Annotated in this window: 21 protein-coding genes; 10 read left to right on the top strand and 11 right to left on the bottom strand. The window is 66.5% G+C overall.

The genetic code is table 11. The features are described from left to right. Window positions 1-37 precede the first annotated feature (37 nt). From pheA to ACZK13_RS13335, 3 genes are all read right to left on the bottom strand, one after another. A complete protein-coding gene (gene pheA, locus ACZK13_RS13325) occupies window positions 38-1,237 on the bottom strand; it encodes a prephenate dehydratase (RefSeq protein ID WP_253144291.1) in 1,200 nt (399 codons plus the stop codon). Window positions 1,238-1,288: 51 nt separating this feature from the next. After that, on the bottom strand, window positions 1,289-2,374 hold the full coding sequence (gene serC / locus ACZK13_RS13330) for a 3-phosphoserine/phosphohydroxythreonine transaminase (RefSeq protein WP_253144293.1): 1,086 nt from the start codon (window positions 2,372-2,374) through the stop codon (window positions 1,289-1,291). A 374-nt stretch (window positions 2,375-2,748) separates the two neighbouring features. After that, complete coding sequence (locus tag ACZK13_RS13335; protein WP_253144295.1) at window positions 2,749-3,555, bottom strand: FHA domain-containing protein; 807 nt, start codon at window positions 3,553-3,555, stop codon at window positions 2,749-2,751. A gap of 125 nt (window positions 3,556-3,680) precedes the next feature. Between ACZK13_RS13335 and ACZK13_RS13340 the strand changes: the two genes are divergently transcribed. From ACZK13_RS13340 to ACZK13_RS13350, 3 genes are all read left to right on the top strand, one after another. Continuing rightward, complete coding sequence (locus ACZK13_RS13340; protein WP_005417302.1) at window positions 3,681-3,956, top strand: polyhydroxyalkanoic acid system family protein; 276 nt, start codon at window positions 3,681-3,683, stop codon at window positions 3,954-3,956. 80 nt (window positions 3,957-4,036) lie between these two features. Next, on the top strand, window positions 4,037-4,528 hold the full coding sequence (locus ACZK13_RS13345; protein WP_253144297.1) for a phasin family protein: 492 nt from the start codon (window positions 4,037-4,039) through the stop codon (window positions 4,526-4,528). A 236-nt stretch (window positions 4,529-4,764) separates the two neighbouring features. Then, window positions 4,765-5,775 (top strand): restriction endonuclease, encoded by a 1,011-nt coding sequence (locus ACZK13_RS13350; protein ID WP_253144299.1) that lies wholly within the window; start codon window positions 4,765-4,767, stop codon window positions 5,773-5,775. Window positions 5,776-5,894: 119 nt separating this feature from the next. Here ACZK13_RS13350 and ACZK13_RS13355 read toward each other — a convergent pair whose 3' ends face one another. The 4 genes from ACZK13_RS13355 to ACZK13_RS13370 form a co-directional block, all read right to left on the bottom strand. Then, on the bottom strand, window positions 5,895-6,272 hold the full coding sequence (locus ACZK13_RS13355) for a type II toxin-antitoxin system HicB family antitoxin (RefSeq protein WP_232528032.1): 378 nt from the start codon (window positions 6,270-6,272) through the stop codon (window positions 5,895-5,897). Between the two features lie 23 nt (window positions 6,273-6,295). Next, window positions 6,296-6,478, bottom strand: coding sequence for a type II toxin-antitoxin system HicA family toxin (locus ACZK13_RS13360; RefSeq protein WP_253144301.1), 183 nt, complete (start codon window positions 6,476-6,478; stop codon window positions 6,296-6,298). A gap of 73 nt (window positions 6,479-6,551) precedes the next feature. Further along, window positions 6,552-7,280, bottom strand: coding sequence for a histidine utilization repressor (gene hutC / locus ACZK13_RS13365; protein WP_253144304.1), 729 nt, complete (start codon window positions 7,278-7,280; stop codon window positions 6,552-6,554). Between the two features lie 28 nt (window positions 7,281-7,308). After that, entirely contained in the window at window positions 7,309-8,679 is a 1,371-nt protein-coding gene (locus ACZK13_RS13370; protein WP_478481794.1) for a formimidoylglutamate deiminase, read from the bottom strand. 67 nt (window positions 8,680-8,746) lie between these two features. On the opposite strand from ACZK13_RS13370, the gene hutI reads away from it, so the two are divergent. From hutI to hutU, 4 genes are read left to right on the top strand one after another with little or no spacing between them, the layout of a single operon-like run. After that, a complete protein-coding gene (gene hutI, locus ACZK13_RS13375) occupies window positions 8,747-9,970 on the top strand; it encodes an imidazolonepropionase (RefSeq protein WP_032127726.1) in 1,224 nt (407 codons plus the stop codon). Further along, window positions 9,967-11,508, top strand: coding sequence for a histidine ammonia-lyase (gene hutH / locus ACZK13_RS13380; RefSeq protein ID WP_253144309.1), 1,542 nt, complete (start codon window positions 9,967-9,969; stop codon window positions 11,506-11,508). Before hutI ends, hutH begins: the two co-directional genes overlap by 4 nt. Next, on the top strand, window positions 11,505-12,359 hold the full coding sequence (hutG, locus tag ACZK13_RS13385; protein WP_253144312.1) for an N-formylglutamate deformylase: 855 nt from the start codon (window positions 11,505-11,507) through the stop codon (window positions 12,357-12,359). Before hutH ends, hutG begins: the two co-directional genes overlap by 4 nt. Further along, window positions 12,356-14,023, top strand: coding sequence for a urocanate hydratase (hutU, locus tag ACZK13_RS13390; protein WP_111150194.1), 1,668 nt, complete (start codon window positions 12,356-12,358; stop codon window positions 14,021-14,023). Before hutG ends, hutU begins: the two co-directional genes overlap by 4 nt. Window positions 14,024-14,151: 128 nt before the next feature. On the opposite strand, the gene ACZK13_RS13395 is transcribed toward hutU, so the two are convergent. Then, window positions 14,152-14,820 carry a GAD-like domain-containing protein gene (locus tag ACZK13_RS13395; protein ID WP_253144316.1) on the bottom strand — a complete coding sequence of 223 codons (669 nt, stop codon included), beginning with the start codon at window positions 14,818-14,820 and terminating at the stop codon, window positions 14,152-14,154. A 189-nt stretch (window positions 14,821-15,009) separates the two neighbouring features. Between ACZK13_RS13395 and ACZK13_RS13400 the strand changes: the two genes are divergently transcribed. The 3 genes from ACZK13_RS13400 (at window position 15,010) to ACZK13_RS13410 (ending at window position 19,949) form a co-directional block, all read left to right on the top strand. Beyond that, window positions 15,010-16,446: a beta-lactamase family protein gene (locus ACZK13_RS13400; protein ID WP_253144319.1), complete on the top strand. Its 1,437-nt coding sequence runs from the start codon at window positions 15,010-15,012 to the stop codon at window positions 16,444-16,446. Window positions 16,447-16,718: 272 nt separating this feature from the next. Further along, on the top strand, window positions 16,719-17,681 hold the full coding sequence (locus ACZK13_RS13405; RefSeq protein ID WP_478481796.1) for an IS110 family transposase: 963 nt from the start codon (window positions 16,719-16,721) through the stop codon (window positions 17,679-17,681). Window positions 17,682-17,837: 156 nt separating this feature from the next. After that, window positions 17,838-19,949, top strand: a complete 2,112-nt coding sequence (locus ACZK13_RS13410; RefSeq protein ID WP_253144100.1) for a TonB-dependent receptor family protein — start codon at window positions 17,838-17,840, stop codon at window positions 19,947-19,949. A 46-nt stretch (window positions 19,950-19,995) separates the two neighbouring features. Here ACZK13_RS13410 and ACZK13_RS13415 read toward each other — a convergent pair whose 3' ends face one another. The 3 genes from ACZK13_RS13415 to ACZK13_RS13425 are packed head-to-tail and all read right to left on the bottom strand — an operon-like array spanning window position 19,996 to window position 22,245. Then, a complete protein-coding gene (locus tag ACZK13_RS13415) occupies window positions 19,996-20,514 on the bottom strand; it encodes a hypothetical protein (RefSeq protein WP_317618056.1) in 519 nt (172 codons plus the stop codon). Between the two features lie 13 nt (window positions 20,515-20,527). Further along, window positions 20,528-21,400, bottom strand: a complete 873-nt coding sequence (locus tag ACZK13_RS13420) for a hypothetical protein (RefSeq protein ID WP_253144098.1) — start codon at window positions 21,398-21,400, stop codon at window positions 20,528-20,530. After that, window positions 21,400-22,245, bottom strand: coding sequence for an energy transducer TonB (locus ACZK13_RS13425; RefSeq protein ID WP_253144096.1), 846 nt, complete (start codon window positions 22,243-22,245; stop codon window positions 21,400-21,402). The genes ACZK13_RS13420 and ACZK13_RS13425 overlap by 1 nt, the downstream gene beginning before the upstream one ends. Window positions 22,246-22,249: the final 4 nt, after the last annotated feature.

Raw genomic sequence — 22,249 nt, forward strand, 5'->3', positions numbered from 1 at the left:
CATCAGGGGGCGGCAGCCGCAGCCACCGCAGCAGCACTCAGGGCACGGCCACCGGATAGGAGCCGAGCACCTTGATCTGCGCCGAGTGCGCTTCCAGTTCGGCCAGCGCGGCCTGCATCGGCGCGTCGTCGATGTGGCCGGCCAGGTCGATGAAGAAGCCGTATTCCCACTTGCCGTGGTGCGACGGACGCGACTCGATGCGGTTCATGCTGATGCCGTGGCGGGCGAACGGGCTGAGCACGTCGAACAGCGCACCGGGCTTGTCATGGATGAACACCAGCACCGACGTGCGGTCGTGGCCGGAGGTCGGGAAGATGTTGCGACCCACCACCAGGAAGCGGGTGGTGTTGTCGGCGTCGTTCTGGATCGGCTTGGTGACCACCTTCTTCAGGCCGTACACGTGGCCGGCACTCTCGCCACCGATGGCCGCCGCGTCATCGGCGTTGCGCGCACGGCGCGCACCTTCGGCATTGCTCGACACCGGAATTTTCTCGGCCTTCGGCAGGTTGGCGCGCAGCCAGGCCGAGGTCTGCATGAACGACTGCGGGTGCGCATAGATGCGCTCGATGTCCTCGATGCGGCCGCTGCGCGACATCAGGTACTGCTGCACGCGCAGTTCCACTTCGCCACAGATCTTCAGGTTGGAGGTCAGGAACATGTCCAGGGTGATCTGGATGGTGCCCTGCCCGGAATTCTCCACTGGCACCACGCCGAAATCGGCGTTGCCCGCTTCCACTTCCTGGAACACTTCTTCGATGCTGGCCATCGGCAGGCCCAGCGCCGAGCGGCCGAAGTGCTTGAGCACGGCCTGCTGGCTGAAGGTGCCTTCCGGGCCGAGGTAGCCGATTTTCAGCGGCTCCTGCTGGGCCAGGCAGGCCGACATGATCTCGCGGTAGACGTGCACCAGCAGCTCATCGCTGAGCGGGCCTTCGTTACGGTCCACCACCATGCGCAGCACCTGCGCTTCGCGCTCGGGACGGTAGTAGTCGACGGCGGCGGCGAGCTTGCCCTTGGCCCTGCCGACCTGGTGGGCGAAGCGCGCGCGCTCGGCGATCAGGCTCTGGATGTCGCGGTCGATCTGGTCGATCTTCGAGCGCACATCGGCCAGCGCCAGCGGCGCCAGGGTGGGTGCCGGGTTCGACGCGGCCTTGGCCTTGCCCTTCGCCTTGGTGGGCGCGCTGTCCTTGGCCGGTTCGGCCTTCTTCGGCGCCTTCTTGCTGGATTTGCTGCTTGCCATCGGAGTTCCTTGTTGCGGGGCACGCACCCGACGGTGCGCGCCGTTCATTGCTCAACCGTGACGCTGCTGGAAATCGGCCATGAAGGCGACCAGCGCCTCGGCCCCGGCCAGCGGCATGGCGTTGTACAGCGAGGCGCGGATGCCCCCGACCACCTTGTGCCCCTTCAGCGCCAGCAGGCCGGCGGCCTTCGCTTCGGCGACGAAACGGGCATCAAGCTCGGCATTGGGCAGGAAGAACGGGATGTTCATCCGCGAGCGTGCCGGGTGTGCGACCTCGTTGCGGTAGAAGCCCCCGGAACCATCGATGGCGCCGTATACCAGCGCGGCCTTGGCGGCATTGCGCTTGGCGAACTCGGCCACGCCACCTTCGGCCAGCATCCACTTGAACACCAGGCCGGCCAGGTACCAGTTCCAGGTCGGCGGGGTGTTGAGCATCGAATCGCGGGCGACATGCGAGCGGTAGTCGAAGATGTCCGCGCGCGGCTGGCCGCTGCGCTCGAGCAGATCGCGGCGGATGATCATCACCGCGATGCCGACCGGGCCCAGGTTCTTCTGCGCGCCGGCGTAGATCACGCCATAACGGCGCACATCCAGCGGTTCGCTGGCGATGGACGAGCTGAAGTCGGCGATCAGCGGGACGCTGCCGGTGTCGGGCACATCACGGAACTCGACGCCGTGGATGGTTTCGTTGGCGGTGATGTGCACGTAGGCGGCATCGGGCGACAGCTGCCAGTCGGCGCGCGGCGGCAGCGTGCGGTAACCATCGGCCTCGCTGCTGGCGGCGATGTTGACGTCGACGTAGACACCGGCCTGCTTGACCGCCGTCTTGCCCCAGTGACCACTGACCACGTAATCGGCACGCTGGCCGGGGGTGGCGAAGTTGAGCGGGATCAGCGCCTGCTGGGTGGTGGCACCACCGGACAGGAACAGCACCGCATAGTCTTCGGGGATGTCGAGCAGGCGACGCAGGTCGGCCTCGGCCTCGGCGGCCACGGACATGAACTCCGCGCCGCGATGGCTCATTTCCACGATCGAGGCACCGGTACCGTGCCAGTCCAGCATTTCCGCCTGCGCCTGGCGCAGGACCGATTCCGGCAAGGTTGCAGGGCCGGCACTGAAGTTGAACGCGCGCGTCATGTCACACCTGTGGGGCAAGATCCCTAGTATGCCGCAGTGCACCAGCCTTGCGGCCTTGTGCGGCAAGGGAAATTTGGTTTCATTGGAATCCATTGGCCAGCAGCATTGCCCCGGTAGTCGCCGACCTTGGTCGGCGTACGCCGTCAGGCGTCATCCCCACCGGAGAAGCGTGCCGACCAAGGTCGGCACCTGCCAGAGCGGATCCAGCGGACTCAGGCCAGGAGCAATGCCCCGGTAGTCGCCAACCTTGGTCGGCGTACGCCGTCAGGCGTCATGCCCGCCGAAGGAGCGTGCCGACCGAGGTCGGCACCCACCAGGAGCGGGGAGATGAAGACCGTCCCGGTAGCGCCGGGCCATGCCCGGCGAATGCAGGCTCAGCGCGCGCCGAACCAGAGCAGCAGGCTGAGCACCGCCGCCAGCAGCAGCGCACTCACCAGCAGCCACGGCCAGCGCCGGACCTTGCGCGGCGCGGCCGGCATCACCGGCGCCTGCTCGGCGTCCTGGCTGGACTCGTCTTCATCCGGCAGCGGGCGCCGGCGCGGGTCATGCGGCACTTCCAGCACGAACCGGTGCTGGCCATCGAACACCACCTGGTCGCCGGCCTGCAGCCAGCAGTGGCGCACGGCCACGCCATTGACCCGTGTGCCATCGGCACTGCCCAGGTCACGCAACAGCACGCGCTCGCCGTGCACTTCCACGCGGGCGTGCTGTTCGGCGAAGGCCGGTTCATTGATCTCGATGTCAGCGTCGCCACCGCGGCCGATCAGGCGGGACCGCGACAGCGTGAAGCTGCGGCCATGGTGCAGGCCACCGACACCGCGCAGCAGGCGCTGCTGCTCATTGGTGCCGTCACCGCTGTTCGGTGCGGGGGCCTGCAGCAGGCTCTCCACCTCGCCCTGCAGGACCATTTCCACGCCGTCCACATACACCGCATCGCCCGCACGCAGCAGCGCCATGCGCCGCACCGGGCGACCGTTCACATGAATGCCGCGGATACCGTTGCCGACCTGCAGCCAGAGGCCGCGATCATCCACGCAGAACTGCGCCAGCAGCAGGGCACCGTGGCCGGCGTCGCCGAGCCTCACACTGCCATTGGCCTGGCGCACGATGCGTTGCACCCCGGGCCGCAGCGGCTGGTCGGGCTGTTGTTGTTGGCTGAAGTGAACAAGCAGGTTCTGCACGCGGCGCAGCCTAGCAGGTTGGTCGCCAACGAAGAAGAACCCACGATGAGTGCTTGGCGCGAAGGCCCTCGATGCGCACAATGCTCGCCCTCATTGATCATCCCCGCTTTGCGCCAGGAGCCTGCATGTCCACCATCGATGTCCGCCACGCCCACGCCCTGCCCGATGCACAGGCGCGCGCCGCGATCGAACAGGTCGCCGCCAAGCTGTCCGAGCGCTTCGGCCTGAAGTCGTCCTGGACTGCCGACGTACTGAATTTCTCCGGCAGCGGCGTGGACGGTGCGATCGAGCTGCAGCCGGGCGCCGTGCGCGTCACGGCCAAGCTGGGCTTCCTGCTGTCGGCGATGAAGGGCATGGTCGAAGGCGAGATCCAGCGCGTTCTGAAGGAAAAGCTGGGCTGAACCCCGGCGGCGGCCATCACGGCCGTGCAACGCCAACGCGCGCTACTCTCGGGGCAGGCCCAACTCCCACGGGAAGTGCGATGAACCACTACGAGAACGACGACCGCCGCAACGACGACGCCTCTTTCGGTGACCAGGCCGAGCGCTTCTCGCGCAAGCTGAGTGACTCGGCGCAGCAGGTCTGGTTGGCCGGCCTGGGCGCTCTTGGCCGTGCACAGGCCGAAGGCAGCCGCTTCTTCGACGGCCTGGTGAAGGAAGGTGAAGCCTGGGAAGCCCGCCGCCGTGAACGCAACAGCGAACAGGGCCCGGGGTGGCGCGACAACGTTGAAACGTCGCTGGACGAGGCCCGCGAGAAGGCTTCCGGTACCTGGAACAAGGTCGAAAAAGCGTTCGACGACCAGGTGCAGGGCGTACTCAAGCGCCTGCACGTGCCCACCGCCGACGAGGTGACTGCGCTGGAGGCGCGCATCGACGCACTGCAGGCACGCCTGGCCAAGCTGGAGAATCGCGACGCGTCGGGCACTGATGCACCTGCACCGGGCAGCCATCAGTCGCCAGGCAGCGTGCCCTGACCGACCATTGTTGCAATGCAATAAATTTTGATTGACAATCGCGAGCAACCCGCCAATCGCTTCGGCTGCCGTTTGTTCCCTCCCCTCACGGCTTCAGGATTGGCGGGTTTTTCGTGCCTGCGGTATTCCGAATTGCGTGCTCCATCACGCTTCCTGTCAGGAACCTCCTGACTCAGCGGCACGGCGCGACCTTTACACTGTCGCCTTCGCATTCGCCCCTTCCGCGCACCTCCTGCATGCTCCCTTGGATCCTGGCCCTGCTGTCGGCCCTGCTTACCTGTTCCCTGGCTGTTGTCTATCTGTGGTGGATCAAGCGGCGGCAAAAGGAGATGCAACTCGGCCTGCAGGCCCTGGCGGGCATGCACTGGCGCGAGTTCTCGGTACTGGTCAAGCGCATGCTGCGCGAGCAGCGCGGCCTGCGCGAACTGGATGACCCGGGCGAGGAATCCCGTGAGCCCAGCAGCGATTTCCTGCTCAGCGACGGCCCCAACAGCTGGCTGGTCTCGTGCAAGCACGGCTTGGCCTATCGCATCGGCACCGCCGCGGTGAACGAACTGGGCGCGGCCGCGCGCCTGGCCGGCGCCCGCGGCGGCGTGCTGCTGACCGAAGGCCGGATGGAACGCGACGGCCGCAGCGCCGCCGAAAAGCAGGCGGTCGAGGTGCTGGACGGCCCGCGCCTGTGGCCGTTGCTGCAGCCCTATCTACCGGCGGAAATCGAAACCCGTGTGCGCGCCAGCGCCCGCCATGAAGCCCTGCGCCGCATTGCTATAGCCGCGCTCGCCGCGGTGACGCTGGGCCTGCTGGTGGGATTGAGCCTGCAAGGGCTGCATGTGCAGGACGCCCCGCCCGTTGCCGAGGTGGCGGTCGCCCCCGCGCCGGTCGCGCCTGCGGTTGAAGCGGCGCCCGAACCGGCGCCGGCCCCCGCCACCACGCCGCCGACCACGCTGCCTGCGCCGGCCACACCCTCAACCGATGCGCGCAGCAATCCCAACCCGGATGCCGCCACGCTGGAGCGCTTCCAGGCCGATCTGTCCCGTGCCTTGGCCGGCAAACCCGGCATCGCCAGCGGTGTCTGGCTGACCCGGCAGACGCTGGCGATCAACCGTACCGGCGAGCTGGACGCGGTGTGGCCGCGGGTCTGCGAGGAAGTCCTGCACTACCCCGCCCTGCGCAACGTGCGCATCCAGCTCAACGCCCGCCCCGGCGTGGATGAGCCGGTGCGCTGGCGGCAGTGCGCCACGTATTGATTGGGGTGTCCGTAGATCGACGCCATGCATGGATGCCTTTGTAGCGTCGAGCCACGCTCGACTCATCGCGCATCGCGCCAACAGCAGCCGAGCATGGCTCGGCTCTACATGGCGCCTGCTCAGCCCAATGCTGCGAGATGGGCGATGTAACTGGAGCGCGATTCACCTGCCGCTCTGGCCTGCGCATCCAGCCTCGCCAGGATCCGGCGTGGCAGGCTGATGTTGACCCGCTCGATGGTGTCGTCCAGCAGGGCCGGATCAATGCAGATGTACGCAAGAATCCAACGGATGTCCTTGGATGCCTCGGCGGCGATTTTCTGTGGCGCGGAAGGTGTCGGAATCGAGCGCCCGTCATCCAGGGCCGCATCAATCCAGGCGAGCGCAGCCTCCTCGGCAGCGCTGAGCGCCTCCTCAAGCGTGTCGGCCGCCGAGAAGCACCCCGGCAGATCCGGAACGACCACACCCCACGCGGTGCGCTCATCGCCTGCCTCGATCAAGACTGGATATCGCATGGGCCCTCCTACGTCAGTCCTGCGAGCTTCCGCAACGCCTGCACCAGCCCTTTCCCCAGATCCTTCCTAGGGTGAGGCATGGTGATGATGTGAGGGTGCTGCGGGTGCACGAATACATGATGGGATCCGCGAATCCGGCGACAGGTCCAACCTGCCGCCTCCAGATCCCGGATGAGGTCCCTGCTCTTCATACGGGGACGATACACATCGTACACACGCCTCGACAGAGTTCAAGGCGACAGCGTGTCCCGAGCGGGGCCGACCCTACCTTGCGCCAGGCGCGAAGCGCGCCACCAGGTCCCAGGCATCGCCGAGGAACACCTGGCGCACACGGGTGATCGGCTGTTCGCCGCGCCAGGTCAGGCGCTCGATCACCAGGCAGGCGGTACCGGGCTTCACCTCCAGCAGCTTGGCGGTGGCGGTATCCGCGCCCCAGGCGCTGATGCGGTGCTGGGCACGGGTCCAGGACACGTTCTGCAGCAGCCAGCTGCCCGGCGCGGTGGTACTGAAGTCGACCTCCAGCACCTCCGGCACGCCCACCGGGCTGATCAGGCGGTGCTCCAGCGCCAGCGGGCGGCCGTCGGCCAGGTGCAGGCAGCGCATCGCCAGCAGCATTTCGCTGCCGGCCAGCTCGACTTCACCGGCATTGCCGGCATCTGCAAGGCGCAGGTCGCGCTGCAGCAGACGATAGGCGTACTGATGGCCACGCGAACCCACTTCCATCGCGATGTCGGGAATCTCCAGCGCCACCTGTTCCAGGTGCGGGGGCTGTCGCGCCACGAACGAACCAGCGCGGCGGCGACGCTCGATCATGCCGCTCTCGGCCAGCGCGGTCAGCACCTTGTTCACGGTCATCCGTGAGCAGCCATACTGCTCCATCAGCTCGTGTTCGTACGGAATACGGAAGCCCGGCGCCCACTCTCCGCTGAGGATGCGGCTTTCCAGATCGCTGCGGATACGCTGGTTGAGCGTGGCGGACTTGCTGGCCTTCACGTAATGGGGTCTCGGTGGCGGGAGGCGATCAGCCCAGCACGCCGCGCAGGGCGGCAGCGAAGGCGGTGGTGATCGCCTCGCGCTGCAGGTGGCGGCCGTCGGCCACGCACTGGCGGCCATGGCGCCAGACCGATCGCAGCGCGCCATTACGTGCGGCGAACACCCAGCTGTCAAGCCATGCGTCATCCTGCCGCGCCTGTAGCGCGGGGTGTGCGGCATCCAGCTCGACCAGGTCGGCACTGGCGCCAACCTGCAGCCCGGCGGCCACGCCCAACGCCTGTGCACCGCCGTGCAGCGCACCCTCGAACAGGAAGCGGCCGCTGCTGCGGCTGGCATCCGGGGCCAGTACGTTGCGCCCGCGCAGGGTCAGGCGCTGACCGTACTCGAGCAGTCGCAGTTCTTCAGCCGCGTCGATCAGCACATTGGAATCGGAGCCGACACCGAAGCGCCCACCCTCGCGCGCGAACGCCTGCATCGGGAACAGGCCGTCGCCAAGGTTGGCTTCGGTGATCGGGCACAGGCCGGCCACCGCCTGGCTGGCCACGATGGCGGCGCGCTCATCGTCGGTGATGTGGGTGGCATGCACCAGGCACCAGCGCGCATCCACCGGCGCATGGTCGTACAGCCACTGCACCGGGCGCTGGCCGCTCCAGGCCAGGCAGGCCTCGACTTCGCGCACCTGTTCGGCGATGTGGATGTGCACCGGGCCGTCGGTCAGCGGAAGCAACGCACTCAGTTCTTCGCCGGTGACCGCGCGCAGGCTGTGCGGGGCGATGCCGAGCACCGCATCGGGCAGCGCGGCCAAAGACGGCTTGGCGGCGTCCAGCAGATGCGCAAATCCCTCTACGTCGTGGATCAGGCGTCGCTGCGCGGGGTTCGGTGCCGCCCCGCCGAAATCGGCATGTGCATAGAACACCGGCAGCAGGGTCAGGCCGATACCGGTCTGGTCGGCCGCCGCCGCAATCCGCGCGCTCATCTCGGCACGGTTGGCATACGGCCGGCCGTCAGCATCGTGGTGCAGGTAGTGGAATTCACCGACGCGGGTGAAGCCGCTTTCCAGCATTTCCATGTAGGCCTGGGCGGCGATGGCCTGCACCGCGTCCGGGCGCAGATGGGCCAGGAAGCGATACATCAGCTCGCGCCAGCTCCAGAAGCTGTCACCGTCGCCGCCGCCGATCTCGGTCAGCCCGGCCATGCCGCGCTGGAACGCATGGCTGTGCAGGTTGGGCAGGCCCGGCACCAGGATGCCGACGCGGGTATCGCCCGCCTGCGCGCCCTGCCCCGTACTGATCGCCGTGATGCGACCGTCCCGCACCTGCAGGCGGACATCGCGGGCCCAGCCCTCGACCAGCAGGGCGTGGGCGGCATGGAAACTGTGCGGGGAACGCGAATCGGACATGGCTGGACAACCCGAAATGGACGCCTATATTGTATAGACATATAAGCACAGCCGCGTTGTGGATGCCATGCACGTCGATACCCTCTGGTCCAACGTTCACCTGATCACCCTCGATGGCGAGGGGCTGGGTGTCATCCGCGATGGCGTACTGGCCTGCGCCAACGGCCGCATCGTCCATGTCGGCGCGGCCGGCAGCGATGCCCACCTGCAGCCGACCACCCGCATCGACGGCGAAGGCCGCTGGATTTCGCCCGGCCTGATCGACTGCCACACCCACCTGGTCTACGCCGGCAACCGCGCCAACGAATTCGAGCAGCGCCTGCAGGGCGTCAGCTATGCCGACATCGCCCGTGCCGGCGGCGGCATCGTCTCCACCGTGCGCGCCACCCGCGCCGCCACACCGGAACAGCTGGCCAGTGAAAGCCGGCCGCGCCTGCTGGCAATGCGCGCCGAGGGCGTGACCACCCTCGAGATCAAATCCGGCTACGGCCTGACCCTGCCCGACGAGCGCAAGCAGCTGCAGGTGGCGCGTGCGCTGGGCGAGGAATGCCGGGTCAACGTGGTGACCACCTTCCTGGGCGCACACGCGATTCCACCGGGCCGCGAAGCACAGGAGTACACCGACGAGGTGTGCAACGTGATGATTCCGGCCATCGCCGCCGAAGGCCTGGCCGAAGCGGCGGATGTGTTCTGCGAGAACATCGCGTTCTCGCCGGCGCAGGCGCGGCAGGTCTTCGAAGCGGCACGCGCCAACGGGCTGGCAGTGAAGATCCACGCCGAGCAGCTGAGCAACCAGCATGGCGCCGAACTGGCCGCCAGCTTCGGTGCACTCTCGGCCGACCATATCGAACACCTGGACGATGCCGGCATCGCCGCGATGGCCGCGGCCGGTACCGTGGCGGTGCTGCTGCCCGGCGCCTTCTATTTCACCCGCGATACCACCCTGCCACCGATCGCGGCGCTGCGTGCGGCCGGCGTGCCGTTGGCGCTGGCCACCGACAGCAACCCCGGTACCTCGCCACTGACCAGCCCGCTGCTGGCGATGAACATGGGCGCGACCCTGTTCCGCCTGACCGTGGACGAATGCATCGCCGGCTTCACCCGTGAGGCGGCGCGCGCATTGGGCCGTGGCGATCGCGTCGGTCGCCTCGCCATCGGCATGGACTGCGACCTGGCGATCTGGGACATCGACGCCCCCGCCGATCTGGTCTATCGCATTGGATTCAACCCGCTGCACGCGCGCGTGGTGCGCGGACAGCCCGACCTGCCTGCCTCCTGGAGCAACACATGAGCAACACCCTGGTTCTTCGCCCCGGCCATGTCACCCTCGCCCAGTGGCGGCAGGCCTATCGCGGTGCGCCGCTTGCACTGGACCCGGCCGCGCTGCCGGTGGTGCGTGCCAGTGCCGCGACTGTGGCCGCCATCGTCGCCAAGGGCGCGCCGGTCTATGGCATCAACACCGGCTTCGGCAAGCTGGCCAGCGTGCGCATCGAGCGCGAAGACCTGGCGACCCTGCAGCGGAACATCGTGCTCTCGCACGCTGCCGGTGTTGGCGAGCCGATGCCCGCCAGCGTGGTGCGCCTGATGATGGCGCTGAAGCTGGTCAGCCTGGCGCAGGGTGCTTCGGGCATCCGCGAGGAAACCCTGCTGCTGCTGGAAGCAATGCTGGTCAAGGGCGTGCTGCCGGTGGTGCCCGCACAGGGCTCGGTGGGTGCCTCGGGTGACCTGGCGCCGCTCTCGCACCTGGCCAGCGTGATGCTGGGCGTCGGCGAAGCCTTCATCGGTGACGAACGCCTACCGGCGGTCGACGCACTGGCACGTGTCGGCCTGCAACCGATCGAGCTGGGCGCGAAGGAAGGCCTGGCCCTGCTCAACGGCACCCAGTTCTCCACCGCCTATGCGCTGGCCGGCCTGTTCGAGATCGAAACCGTCTTCCAGGCCGCGTTGGTCACCGGCGCGCTGTCGGTGGAAGCGGCCAAGGGCTCGGATACCCCGTTCGACCCGCGCATCCATGCCATCCGCGGCCAGCGCGGGCAGATCGCCACGGCCGCCACCCTGCGCACGTTGATGCAGGGCTCGGACATCCGCGAATCGCATCGTGACAACGACGTACGCGTACAGGATCCGTACTGCCTGCGCTGCCAGCCGCAGGTGATGGGCGCAGCGCTGGACATCCTGCGCCAGGCCGCGACCACGCTGGAAATCGAAGCCAACGGCGTCTCCGACAATCCGCTGGTGTTCACCGATACCGGCGAAGCACTGTCCGGGGGCAACTTCCACGCCGAACCGGTGGCCTTCGCCGCCGACATGCTGGCGATGGCGGTGTGCGAGATCGGTTCGATCAGCGAGCGCCGCCTGGCGATGCTGGTCGACCCGGCGCTGTCCGGCCTGCCGGCGTTCCTGACCCCACGCCCGGGCCTGAATTCCGGCTTCATGATTCCACAGGTGACCGCCGCCGCGCTGGTCTCGGAAAACAAGCAGCGCGCCTACCCGGCCAGCGTCGATTCGATCCCGACCTCGGCCAATCAGGAAGACCATGTGTCGATGGCCGCACACGGTGCGCGCCGCCTGATGCAGATGGCCGAGAACGCCGCCAACGTGATCGGCATCGAGCTGCTGGCCGCCGCGCAGGGCTGCGACTTCCACGCCCCGCTGCGCTCCAGCACCGCGCTGGAAGCCGTGCGCGCCACCCTGCGTGCGCAGGTGCCGACGCTGGAAGAAGACCGCTACTTCCACCCGGACATGGTGACCGCCACCAACCTGGTGCGCAGTGGCGCGCTGGCGCAGGGCTTGGCCGGGCTTCTGCCAACCGTGGAACCGCAGGCATGAGTGCCCATCCCGAATGGCTGACGGTGCACGAAGGCGATGCCCCGTTGATCGTCAGCTTCCCGCATACGGGCAGCGAACTGCCGCACGACCTGATCGGCGACTACCACTCACCGTGGCTGGCCCGCCGCGATGCCGACTGGTGGGTGCACGAACTGTACGACTTCGTGCGCGGCATGGGCGCGACCACGGTGCGCTCGGCGATCTCACGTTCGGTGATCGATCTCAATCGTGATCCCAGCGGTGTGTCGCTGTACCCAGGCCAGAACACCACCGGCCTGTGCCCGCTGACCACCTTCGACAACCAGCCGCTGTACCACGCGGGCCGCGAACCGGATGACGTGGAAATTGCGCGCCGCCGCGACGCGTATTTCCTGCCCTACCACGATGCGCTGGCCGCACAGATCACGCGCCTGCGCGCACGCCACGGCACCGTGGTGGTGTATGACGCGCACTCGATCCGCTCGCATATCCCGCACCTGTTCGATGGCGAGCTGCCGCAGTTCAACCTGGGCACCGCCGGTCCCTCCGGTGCGCCGGACACGTCCTGCGACAACGCCTTGAGCGATGTGGTGGAGAACCTGCTGAAGATCAGTGGCATGAGCCAGGTGCGCAACGGCCGCTTCAAGGGCGGCTGGATCACCCGCCACTACAGCAACGTCGCCGGCGGCGTGCACAGCCTGCAGATGGAGCTGGCCTGCCGCGGCTACATGCACGAACCCCTGCCGGACCAGGTGGACGAACACAGCTGGCCCACCCCGCTCGACCCCGACCACGCCGCACCGCTGCGCCACACCCTGGCGCAGGTGCTCAACGCCTGCCTTGAATTCGCTACGAACCGGAGCGCCGCATGACCCGCAACGACCCGTCCCGCACCATCGCCGCGCCGACCGGCACCACGCTGAACGCCAAGAGCTGGCTGACCGAAGCGCCGCTGCGCATGCTGATGAACAACCTGCACCCGGACGTGGCCGAGCGCCCGCAGGAACTGGTGGTGTACGGCGGCATCGGCCGCGCCGCGCGCGACTGGGAGAGCTTCGACGCCATCGTCGAAACCCTCAAGCGCCTGGACGATGACCAGACCCTGCTGGTGCAGTCGGGCAAGCCGGTGGGCGTGTTCCGCACCCACGCCGATGCGCCGCGCGTGCTGATCGCCAATTCCAACCTGGTGCCGCGCTGGGCCAACTGGGACCACTTCAACGAGCTGGATAAAAAGGGCCTGGCCATGTACGGCCAGATGACCGCCGGCAGCTGGATCTACATCGGCGCGCAGGGCATCGTACAGGGCACCTACGAGACCTTCGTGGAAATGGGACGCCAGCACTTCGGTGGCGACCTGACCGGGAAGTGGCTGTTCACCGGCGGCCTGGGCGGCATGGGTGGCGCGCAGCCGCTGGCTGCCGTAATGGCCGGCGCGTCCTGCCTGGCCGTCGAGTGCCGCAAGAGCAGCATCGACATGCGCCTGCGCACCGGCTACTTGGATACCTGGACCGACAACCTGGACGAAGCGCTGCGGCTGATCGATGAATCGTGCAAGGCCGGTACGCCGAAGTCGGTGGGCCTGCTCGGCAACGTCGCCGACGTACTGGCTGAACTGCTCAAGCGCGGCGTGAAGCCGGACCTGCTGACCGATCAGACCTCCGCGCACGACCCGGTGAACGGCTACCTGCCGCAGGGCTGGACGGTCGAGCAGTGGGATGAGAAACGTGTCTCCGCGCCCAAGGAAGTGGAGAAAGCCGCGCGCGCGTCGATGGCCAACCACATCCGCGCCATGCTTGGCTTCCACGCGCTGGGCGTGCCGACCGTGGACTACGGCAACAACCTGCGGCAGATGGCACTGGAGGAAGGCGTGGCCAATGCCTTCGACTTCCCCGGTTTCGTGCCGGCCTACATCCGCCCGCTGTTCTGCCGAGGCATCGGCCCGTTCCGCTGGGCCGCACTGAGCGGCGATCCGGAAGACATCGCCAAGACCGATGCCAAGGTGAAGGAACTGATTCCGGACAACCCGCACCTGCACCGCTGGCTGGACATGGCTGCCGAGAAGATCAAGTTCCAGGGCCTGCCCGCGCGCATCTGCTGGGTGGGTCTGGGTGACCGCGATCGCCTCGGCCTGGCCTTCAACGAGATGGTGGCCAACGGCGAGCTGAAGGCGCCGGTGGTGATCGGCCGCGACCACCTGGACAGCGGCAGCGTTGCCTCGCCGAACCGCGAAACCGAAGCGATGGCCGACGGTTCCGATGCCGTGTCCGACTGGCCGCTGCTGAACGCCCTGCTCAACACCGCCAGCGGCGCCACCTGGGTGTCGCTGCACCATGGCGGCGGCGTCGGCATGGGCTTCTCGCAGCACGCCGGCATGGTGATCGTCTGCGACGGCACCGAAGCGGCGGCCAAACGGATTGGCCGCGTGCTGTGGAACGACCCCGCGACCGGCGTGATGCGCCATGCCGATGCGGGCTATGAGATCGCAATCGACTGCGCGAAGGAAAAGGGACTGGATCTGCCGGGCATCCTCGGCTGATCGCAGGGGTGCCGGCCAGCGGCCAGCACTACCGGAAGGCACCTGTAGAGCCGAGCCATGCTCGGCTCAATGCTTCCAGGGAAGGCAGCCGAGCATGGGCTCGGCTCTACATGATTGGGTCCTTCGGATCACTTCCGGGCCAGCGGTTTCACATTGTTCGCATAGCGTGGAAACGCAGGCGCGGCGAACTCCCTCAGCATGTGCAGGTGCGGCTGAAGCTTGAACCTGCGCAGATTGCCAATGGCTACTTCGCCGCCGCAAACCAGCGCTGGCTCAAAGCCATACATCTCATCCGCCATCAAGTGCCCGCAAGTGCTCACAACCCTGTCGAAAGGCAGCTCTTCGGCCCCATCCATCAGATCAAAGTCGTCAAGCTCCGCGCAAGCGAAGAATGCCTTGATGCCACCCTCCTGCCGTGCGAGAGACTTGGGTCTCAAACAGTTCTGAAGAGCAAATACTTCACTGCGGATCGGATCGATGCTCACGCCAGCGCCTGATGCTTCGCCGCACAGGTAGAGCCGTCCAAACCCGCTTCTGGCAAACACATGGTAGGTATCGATCAGGGGAAATGGCGTACCAGACAACCACATGTGCATCAGGCCTTCGTAGTCCTCGGGATTCACCGTCCACAGCCGTCCATTGCCATAGTTCGCCCATCCATCCCGACGCCAATAGCTCAAGAGCGAATCAGGCAAGATGCCCGCCCACTTGGAGAACGCGGTCTCTGGCACCGGATCGTGTTCAGTTGCCTCACCGAAGCTCTCGATGAAGAGCGCGAAATCTTCATCATCTTCCATTGTCCCTCCCATCTTGGACTGTTTCGTCGGCGTGGACTGAGGCGCTCTTATATCTGGTGCTTCATCAGATTCTAAGAGCTGTTTACGACAGACCATTGGAAATTCATTCATTCACATTGCCGCCAGCCCCGCTTGACCCGCTCTCCCGCCGTGACCAACATGCGCCATCACCGCTGACGGATCACCGCGATGTACCGCACCCTTGCTGCCGCATTGCTCTGTGCCCTGTTCGCCGTTCCGATCGCTTCGGCGCGTGAGTCCCCTGGCGATCTTTCCAATCAGCTCGACACCCAACTGCAGGCCAACCGCGAGCGCTACGGCATCGCCGGCCAGGCGGTACTGGTCGCACACAATGGCCAAGTGCTCTACCAGGGCGCCAGCGGCGAGCGCGACCCGGCCACGCATGCACCGGCCACCGTCGATACCATCTTCGCCGCGCAGTCGATGGCCAAGCTGCTGACCAGCACGCTGGTGATGCAACTGGTGGATCAGGGCAAGGTGGATCTGGATGCGCCGGCCAGTCGCTATGTGCCGGACCTGCCATCAGCATGGCAGACCATTCACGTACGCGATTTCCTCAACCACAGCTCGGGTATCGGCGAGTATTACGACCGGGTGGACAACCGCTGGGTGAGCAAGGGCTACACCGGAGTGGCGCCTAACCTTGGCGCTGCACTGAAGGTGGCCGGCGCGGCACCGATGCAGTTCGCCGCCGGCAGCCGCGTGCAGTACACCCAGGCCAACTACCTGGTGCTGACGGCGTTGCTGGAAGCGCACTACCGCAAGCCCTACCCGGCCATCGCGCGCGAACGCATCCTGCAACCGCTGAAGATGACCAGCACCTCATGGGGCGTCACCAGCATGCCAGCCACGCGCGCGGCGGTGCCTTACATCGGCAAGGACGGCCAACTGCAGCCGGCCAATGAAGCCCCCTGGCCGAACTACGGTTGGGGACACGCCGACCTGCAGACCACCGTGGGCGACATGAACCGTTTCCTGCAGGCGCTGGCGACCGGCAAGCTGCTGCGCACGGCGACCCTGGAAAAACTCTGGCAGCCGCAGAAACTGGCCGGCGGTGGCAGCAATTTCTTCTCCACCGGTTGGGATACCACCCGCAGCGACGGCTACACCCAGGTCGGCCACGATGGCGGCACCCGTGTACGTGCGCGGCTGGCCTACAAGGGCACGCTGGCCAACGGCTACTGGGTGTTCGTGTACCTGACCAACGGCAGCGCACGCAATGTCTGGTCGAGCACGCTGGTGGAGAGCACGATGGCGGTCGCCGCACCGCGGGAGTTCCCGCATGCGGTGCTGTCCGAGCGGCTGATCGCGTATGCGCTGGATGACAGTGAGGATGCGGCAGAAGCAGTGCATCGCTGGCTGCGCGACAGCAATAAGGTTGCTGCCAGCGAACTGGAACGCGCGATCAATGCCGATGCGTACGCGGTCCGCGAAAGCCTCGGGGCACGCAAGGCGGTGAAGGTGTTCGCTCTCAATACCGAGCTGTATCCGAATTCGGCCAATGCGTGGGACAGCCTCGCGGAATGCCACGCCGCGCTGGGTGAGAGGGAAACGGCTGACCGGCTGTATGCAAAGGCCAAGGCGCTGGCGAAGCCGGCTCTGTAGAGTCGAGCCGTGCTCGACTCCGGGACACAGAGGCAGTCGAGCAAGGCTTGTATGTTCCTCCCGGCTCCTACGCGGTATGTAGGAGCCAGGGTGGAGGGACCGTCAAGCATGCATCTGCGGATACTAGCCGACAGACGAGTCGAGCGATCCCCATCCCGCACACGAACGTCGATAAAGGATCGTACGGCCCCCAAAGGGGATCGTCGATGTAGGCAAGCTAACGTCGGTGCGGTACCACCCCAGCCCCTTAAAGATAGCTGGGAGCCGTACAAATGTCTGATTCTCTCGATATTGGCGTGGACGTGGACTCCAAGGAGTTCGTACCGGCAGTGGCCGACCGCAAGGCCGGCGACAGGATCGCCAACACCCGGGCCGGCATAGCCCAGTGGCTCAACACCTTGCCCCAGCGATGCCGGATTGGCATGGAGGCGACGGGGCGGTATTACGAGTTGTTGGCTCGGATGGCTGGCCAGGCAGGCCACGTTGTCTATGTGATCAATCCACGTCTGATCAAGTACTACGGCCGGGCGACGGGCTCGCGTGGCAAGACGGACGCCATGGACGCCGAAGCGATCGCCCGGTACGTGAAGAAGGAGAACGATCGCCTGCGTGAATACGTACCGCGTACCGACGAGCAGCAGCAGATGCACGATTTGCTGCGCAAGCGGCAGACGCTGGTAAAGACACGCGCGCGCCTGGAGCAATCCTTCGGGGTAAGCAAAAGTGCCCCCGGGGAGCTGTCAGATCTGTTCTGCGCTCTGGCTGGGACGCTGTCCGAGCTGGAAAGCGAACTGCAGCGCTTGGGTCGCGATGGAGAGCATGGCACGCTCTACAAGCGCCTGTTGACCATCCCTGGTATCGGCCCCGCCGTCGCCGCTCACCTGATCTACTACATGACGCGCTGGCCGTTGGCCAACGCCAACGCGTGGATCGCCTGCACCGGCCTGGATCCCCGGCCTAACGAGTCTGGCGGCAGAACGGGACGGCGTCGGCTGTCCAAACAGGGCGCGCCAGTGCTGCGCCAGATGCTCTACATGGCCGCCATGGGGCTCAAGCGGTGTCGTCGGGGGCAACCGCTCTACGACGAGCTGTCAAAACGCGGTCACCCCAGCACCGCCGTCTTCAACATCCTGGCCAGAAAGCTGGCCAAGATCGCCTGGGGTGTCTTCAAAAGCGGCCGGGACTTCGATCCGGCCATGCTGAAGGTGGGTCAAGCCTGCTTCCAGCAGGCTTGACCACGAACATAGGATCTCGACTCTACAGAAAGCGAAAGACAGTCGAGCAAGCTCGACTCTACAAGGAGCGCGGGCGGCCATACGCCGCCGATGGGTGACGTGACGCCGCCGACCTGTTAACTTGCGCGCCACTTTCGTGGTTTACAGCATTCCCGCATGTCGCTCTCGTCGTACCGCCCCGCCCCGTCGCTGTTGTTCCTGGCCGTTTCTTTTGGCCTCTCCTCCATCGCCGCTGCGGCCCCGCAGGCCACCACGCTGGATGCGGTGCAGGTCACCGCTGCCGCCGATGCCAGCGCGCAGGCGCGCGAGACGCTGAAGCGCGTACCCGGCGCCGGCAACGTGATTGACGTAGCCAAGGGGGACAGCCGCTTGTCCAGCAGCGCCGATGTGCTGGCCTACCAGCCAGGCATCAGCGCGCAGTCGCCGGGCAACGAGGGCACCAAAATCTCGATCCGTGGCTCGGGCATCAACCGTGGCCCGGGCGCGCACGCCTCGGGCATTGCGGTGTCGATCGACGGTCTGCCACTGACCGGCCCAGGCGGCACGCCCTACGAGCTGCTGGAACCGCTGTGGTTGTCGCGCGTGGAAGTCCTGCGCGGCGCCAATGGTTTCGAGCGTGGCGCCTTGGCACTGGGCGGTGCCATCGACTACGTCAGCCGCAGCGGCCGCGATTCGGCGGGCGTGCAGCTGCACTACGAAGCCGGCAGCCGTGGCTACCAGAAGCGCGGCATCAGCTGGGGCGGCGTCAGTGGCGATGTCGATTACTTCCTGGCCTACACCGATACCGAGTTCGATGGCTATCAGCGCCATGCGCGCGGCGACGGCAAGGGCGCGATGGCCAACATCGGCTGGCAGATCACGCCCGACCTGCAGACGCGCTTCTTCGTGCGCTACCGCGAAACCAATCACGAAACACCCGGTCGCCTGACCCGCGACCAGATCCGCAATGACCCGCACGCGGCGAACCCAGCCAACCTGGCCATCGATGCACGTCGCCCGCAGCCCGGCAGCACGTGGGTGGGCAACGTCACCACGCTGCAGATCGATGAGGATTCCTCGCTGCAGGCGGGACTGGTCTATCACACGTACCCGATGGACTTGAACGAGAGCCTGTACCGCCAGCAGCTGGACTACGCCAACCTCAACGCCACACTGGACTACCGCCACCGCCACCGGCTGTTCGGCCTGGACAGCGAAACCACGGTCGGCCTGCGCGTCACCCACGATCTGGACGCCGATGTGCGCGAGTCGCTGCGTTTTGCCAGCAACGGCTATGCCACCGGCACGCGCACGCGTGACTTCCGCCACCACGGCACCGACAGCACGCTGCACGTTGGCAATACCCTCACCTTCAATGACCGCCTGCGCATGCAGACCGGGCTGGCACTGATCAACACCCGTCGGAATGTACAGGTGACCTGGCCGAGCAGCGGCGGCCGCCTGCGCGACCACGACTGGGACTACGCGCCGCGACTGGGCTTCACCTGGCAGCACAGCGCGCAGACCCAGTGGTTCGGCAACCTCAGCCGTTCGGTGGAGGCGCCGCACCCGTGGTCGATGATCTGGGGCTCGAACCAGTACTTCGGGCCGGGCAATGGCCCGTCCACCGGCCGCCAGCGCGCGCCGGTGCCGATGCAGAACCAGACCGCCACCACGCTGGAACTGGGCGCGCGCGGTGACGCGGCGCTGGGTCGCTGGGAACTGACCGGCTACTACGCGCACGTAAACCACGAACTGCTGAGCGTCGAACTGCAGCCGGTACCGAACCTGTTCATCGCCGAGAACAACGCCAGCCCCACCGTACACCGCGGCATCGAAGCCGGATTGGACAGCACCCTGTGGCAGGGAGCGCCGGGCCGCCTGTCGCTGCGCCAGGCGTACACCTTCAGTGACTTCCGCTATCGCCACGATGCGCGTTTCGGCAGCAACCGCCTGCCCGGCCTGCCGCGCCACGCTTACCAAGCCGAGCTGCGCTTCGATCACGCGTCCGGCCTGTACGCTGCGCTCATTACCGAGTACGCCTCGCGCATCGCCGTGGACTACGCCAACAGCTATTGGGCCGACAGCCATGTGATCTTCGGCAGCCGCATCGGCTACGACGCACCCGGTGGCCGCTGGCAGGCCTGGGCGGAGATGCGCAACATCGGCAACCGCCACTACGCCGCCACGGTCACGCCAGGCTACAACGATGCCGGCAAGGATATTGCCCGCTCGACGCCGGGCGAAGGCCGTGGCATCTACGCTGGTGTGCGTTTGCGCTTTGACTGATGACCGCAGGCGGCGCCGGGTGTGATCCAGCGCCGCCGTTTCAATGTCAGCTGATGCGCCACGCCGGCAGGCGCTCGCTGCGTTTCCAGATGGAAGGCGCGAAGCCGATCAGCACCATCGCCGCCAGCCACTTCGGTGAGGTAGTGAGCAGTGTCGATGTGAGCGAGCCATCGACGGGGGCGGCCATTTCCTGCCACGGGTTGTAGCCCAGGTAGACGACGCTGCCAGCCCACCACAGCAACGCCACACCGACACCCACCAGCAACAGGGCCAGCGTGCGGCAGGTCCATCGTTGCGAGGTGGTGCCCCATTCGCGGGATACCGCCACCAGCAGGCCCACCACCAGCAGCGAAATCAGGGCCACCAGGCCGATATCGACCTTGGGCCCAATGCGCTCATAAGTGCAGGCGCGGCATTGCGCCTCTTCCGCGGCAGTAGCGGCTTCGGCGCCATCGGCCTGCCCGGCTGCAGGCTGTGCCAGTGCTGCAAACGGCAACAACACCGCCAGCAGCACCAACATGGTCCAACGAAACAACATCCTGTTCCTGCGTGCAGCGACATCCATGCGCTCTTCCTCGTCAGTGGTTGTACGTCCAGGGCCGCAGTACGCGGCCGTCCCATACGCCGCCCAGACCCCGTTCCGGGGGTTCGGCCATCCAGCGTCCTTGTTCCCGATGCAGTACGACAAGCTCCCGGTAGACGAAATCGTCGAAACACGAATCCCAGGCGACCGCGATCATAGCCCACAGCCCATCGACGCTGAAAACGGGCCGGGTCAGATAGACGACGTGGTCGTATGTCCGAGTCGGCCCATGCACCGTTGCCCCGCACCCCTGCTCCCGCAGCGCTCGAAGCCCCGCGCTGTCCATCCGCTGCACACCGGCCAATGCGGCCGCAGGCACTGGCGTGGAACGGCGATTGGCGGGAACCAGGTCCGCCTGCAGCTGCAACCGCAGCGCATGGATGTCCTGCGGCCACCAATCGTCCAGCGGCAGGACCAGATCGTCCACCTCCTGGCAGGTGGAGGCACTGCTGCCCGGCCAGCAATAGGGCAAGGTCTGCTCCATCACGTAGATGTCCTCCCCCACCGGGTCGGTCAACTGTGGCTGCTCCTGCGGGCGCCATCGATCGACGCGCATGGACGGCGTCTGCGGTGCGGTGGGCACCTCGCTCAGCGGCGATGGCAGAACTGGTGTTGGCTGCGGCTCTGGCGGAGGTGGAGGGGAGAAAGGCGGCCTCTGCCGGATCGCCAGCGCCATCGCCTCCGCCTGCATCTGCGCCGTTCCCAGGTTGACCAATGGCGGACCGATCGCCTGCTGCCACCTCGGGCGCAGGCTGCAGACTCCGGCCATGAGAGCCAAAGCCGACAGCGCCGCCGCCAACGACGCAATGCGTCGCCAGACGATCCGTTGTTGGCAGTCACGGTCCGGCTTGAACGAGGTATCTGTCATCACGACTCCGGCAACACGGGCCACAGGCCGTGGCCAAAGCTCATATAGCGGACAGGATCCACTCGAACACGCTCCCATCCGCCCTTGCTGCGGTGCAGAAGGTAGAGGACGCGCATCGCCGATCCTCCACTGCACAGATCCGAGGCGATCGATGCCATTGCCCAGTTCCCGTCCAGGCTGAACACAGGGCGCTGCAGATAGACAACGCCCAGATCCGGATTGCCCGGGCCACCCGTGCATCCCTCGACGCCGCGTGCGCGCCGTTGCTGAAGCTCGTCCCACGTCATCCGTTGCGCTCGCACATGCGCAAGCTCAAACGCGAGGTCGGGTACGCGTACAGCCCGGCGGTTCGCAACCTGCAGCATCGCCTCCAGATGCTGCTGAAGTTGAAAGGACGCCGCACTGTCATCATCGCGCCACTCGACGACGCTGTGACGAACGTGGCAGACCGGGACGGGGTCTCCTTCACCGCAGGAAGGCGCAGTCCATTCCATCACTGCAAATGGCATGTCGGGTTCCCAGCCGCGCGGCTCGAAGTGTGCTGGCGCGACATCTGCCAGTGGCACCTCAGCGGTCGCGAACGCACTGTTGCCGGTCAGCATCGGGGAGGAGACTGCCTTCATTGGAATCGGTGGTACTGGCGGCTTTCCTGGCGGTGTCGGTCGCAGGTCGATGAGCTCTGCCATCACCTCGGCCTGCATCCGTGCCGTTCCCAGATTGATCGGAGGCGGGCTGACATCCTGCCGCCACTGCGGGCGCACGCTGGCCATCAGCGCTGTGCCAGCAGCCACGAACAGGACGACCGCTGTCGTCAGGATGCGCTTCCGTGCAATGCGCTGTCGCATGAAG

Source organism: Stenotrophomonas sp. 99219_Sma (genome assembly GCF_056480785.1).

Coding starts and splice junctions, on each gene's coding strand:
- hutH (WP_253144309.1), top strand. CDS start 9,967: ATGAGCAACACCCTGGTTCTTCGCCCCGGCCATGTCACCCTCGCCCAG.
- ACZK13_RS13400 (WP_253144319.1), top strand. CDS start 15,010: ATGTACCGCACCCTTGCTGCCGCATTGCTCTGTGCCCTGTTCGCCGTT.
- ACZK13_RS13345 (WP_253144297.1), top strand. CDS start 4,037: ATGAACCACTACGAGAACGACGACCGCCGCAACGACGACGCCTCTTTC.
- ACZK13_RS13370 (WP_478481794.1), bottom strand. CDS start 8,679: ATGTCCGATTCGCGTTCCCCGCACAGTTTCCATGCCGCCCACGCCCTG.
- ACZK13_RS13395 (WP_253144316.1), bottom strand. CDS start 14,820: ATGGAAGATGATGAAGATTTCGCGCTCTTCATCGAGAGCTTCGGTGAG.
- pheA (WP_253144291.1), bottom strand. CDS start 1,237: ATGGCAAGCAGCAAATCCAGCAAGAAGGCGCCGAAGAAGGCCGAACCG.
- hutG (WP_253144312.1), top strand. CDS start 11,505: ATGAGTGCCCATCCCGAATGGCTGACGGTGCACGAAGGCGATGCCCCG.
- ACZK13_RS13350 (WP_253144299.1), top strand. CDS start 4,765: ATGCTCCCTTGGATCCTGGCCCTGCTGTCGGCCCTGCTTACCTGTTCC.
- ACZK13_RS13425 (WP_253144096.1), bottom strand. CDS start 22,245: ATGCGACAGCGCATTGCACGGAAGCGCATCCTGACGACAGCGGTCGTC.
- ACZK13_RS13405 (WP_478481796.1), top strand. CDS start 16,719: ATGTCTGATTCTCTCGATATTGGCGTGGACGTGGACTCCAAGGAGTTC.
- hutI (WP_032127726.1), top strand. CDS start 8,747: ATGCACGTCGATACCCTCTGGTCCAACGTTCACCTGATCACCCTCGAT.
- ACZK13_RS13360 (WP_253144301.1), bottom strand. CDS start 6,478: ATGAAGAGCAGGGACCTCATCCGGGATCTGGAGGCGGCAGGTTGGACC.
- hutU (WP_111150194.1), top strand. CDS start 12,356: ATGACCCGCAACGACCCGTCCCGCACCATCGCCGCGCCGACCGGCACC.
- ACZK13_RS13340 (WP_005417302.1), top strand. CDS start 3,681: ATGTCCACCATCGATGTCCGCCACGCCCACGCCCTGCCCGATGCACAG.
- ACZK13_RS13420 (WP_253144098.1), bottom strand. CDS start 21,400: ATGACAGATACCTCGTTCAAGCCGGACCGTGACTGCCAACAACGGATC.
- serC (WP_253144293.1), bottom strand. CDS start 2,374: ATGACGCGCGCGTTCAACTTCAGTGCCGGCCCTGCAACCTTGCCGGAA.
- ACZK13_RS13415 (WP_317618056.1), bottom strand. CDS start 20,514: ATGGATGTCGCTGCACGCAGGAACAGGATGTTGTTTCGTTGGACCATG.
- ACZK13_RS13410 (WP_253144100.1), top strand. CDS start 17,838: ATGTCGCTCTCGTCGTACCGCCCCGCCCCGTCGCTGTTGTTCCTGGCC.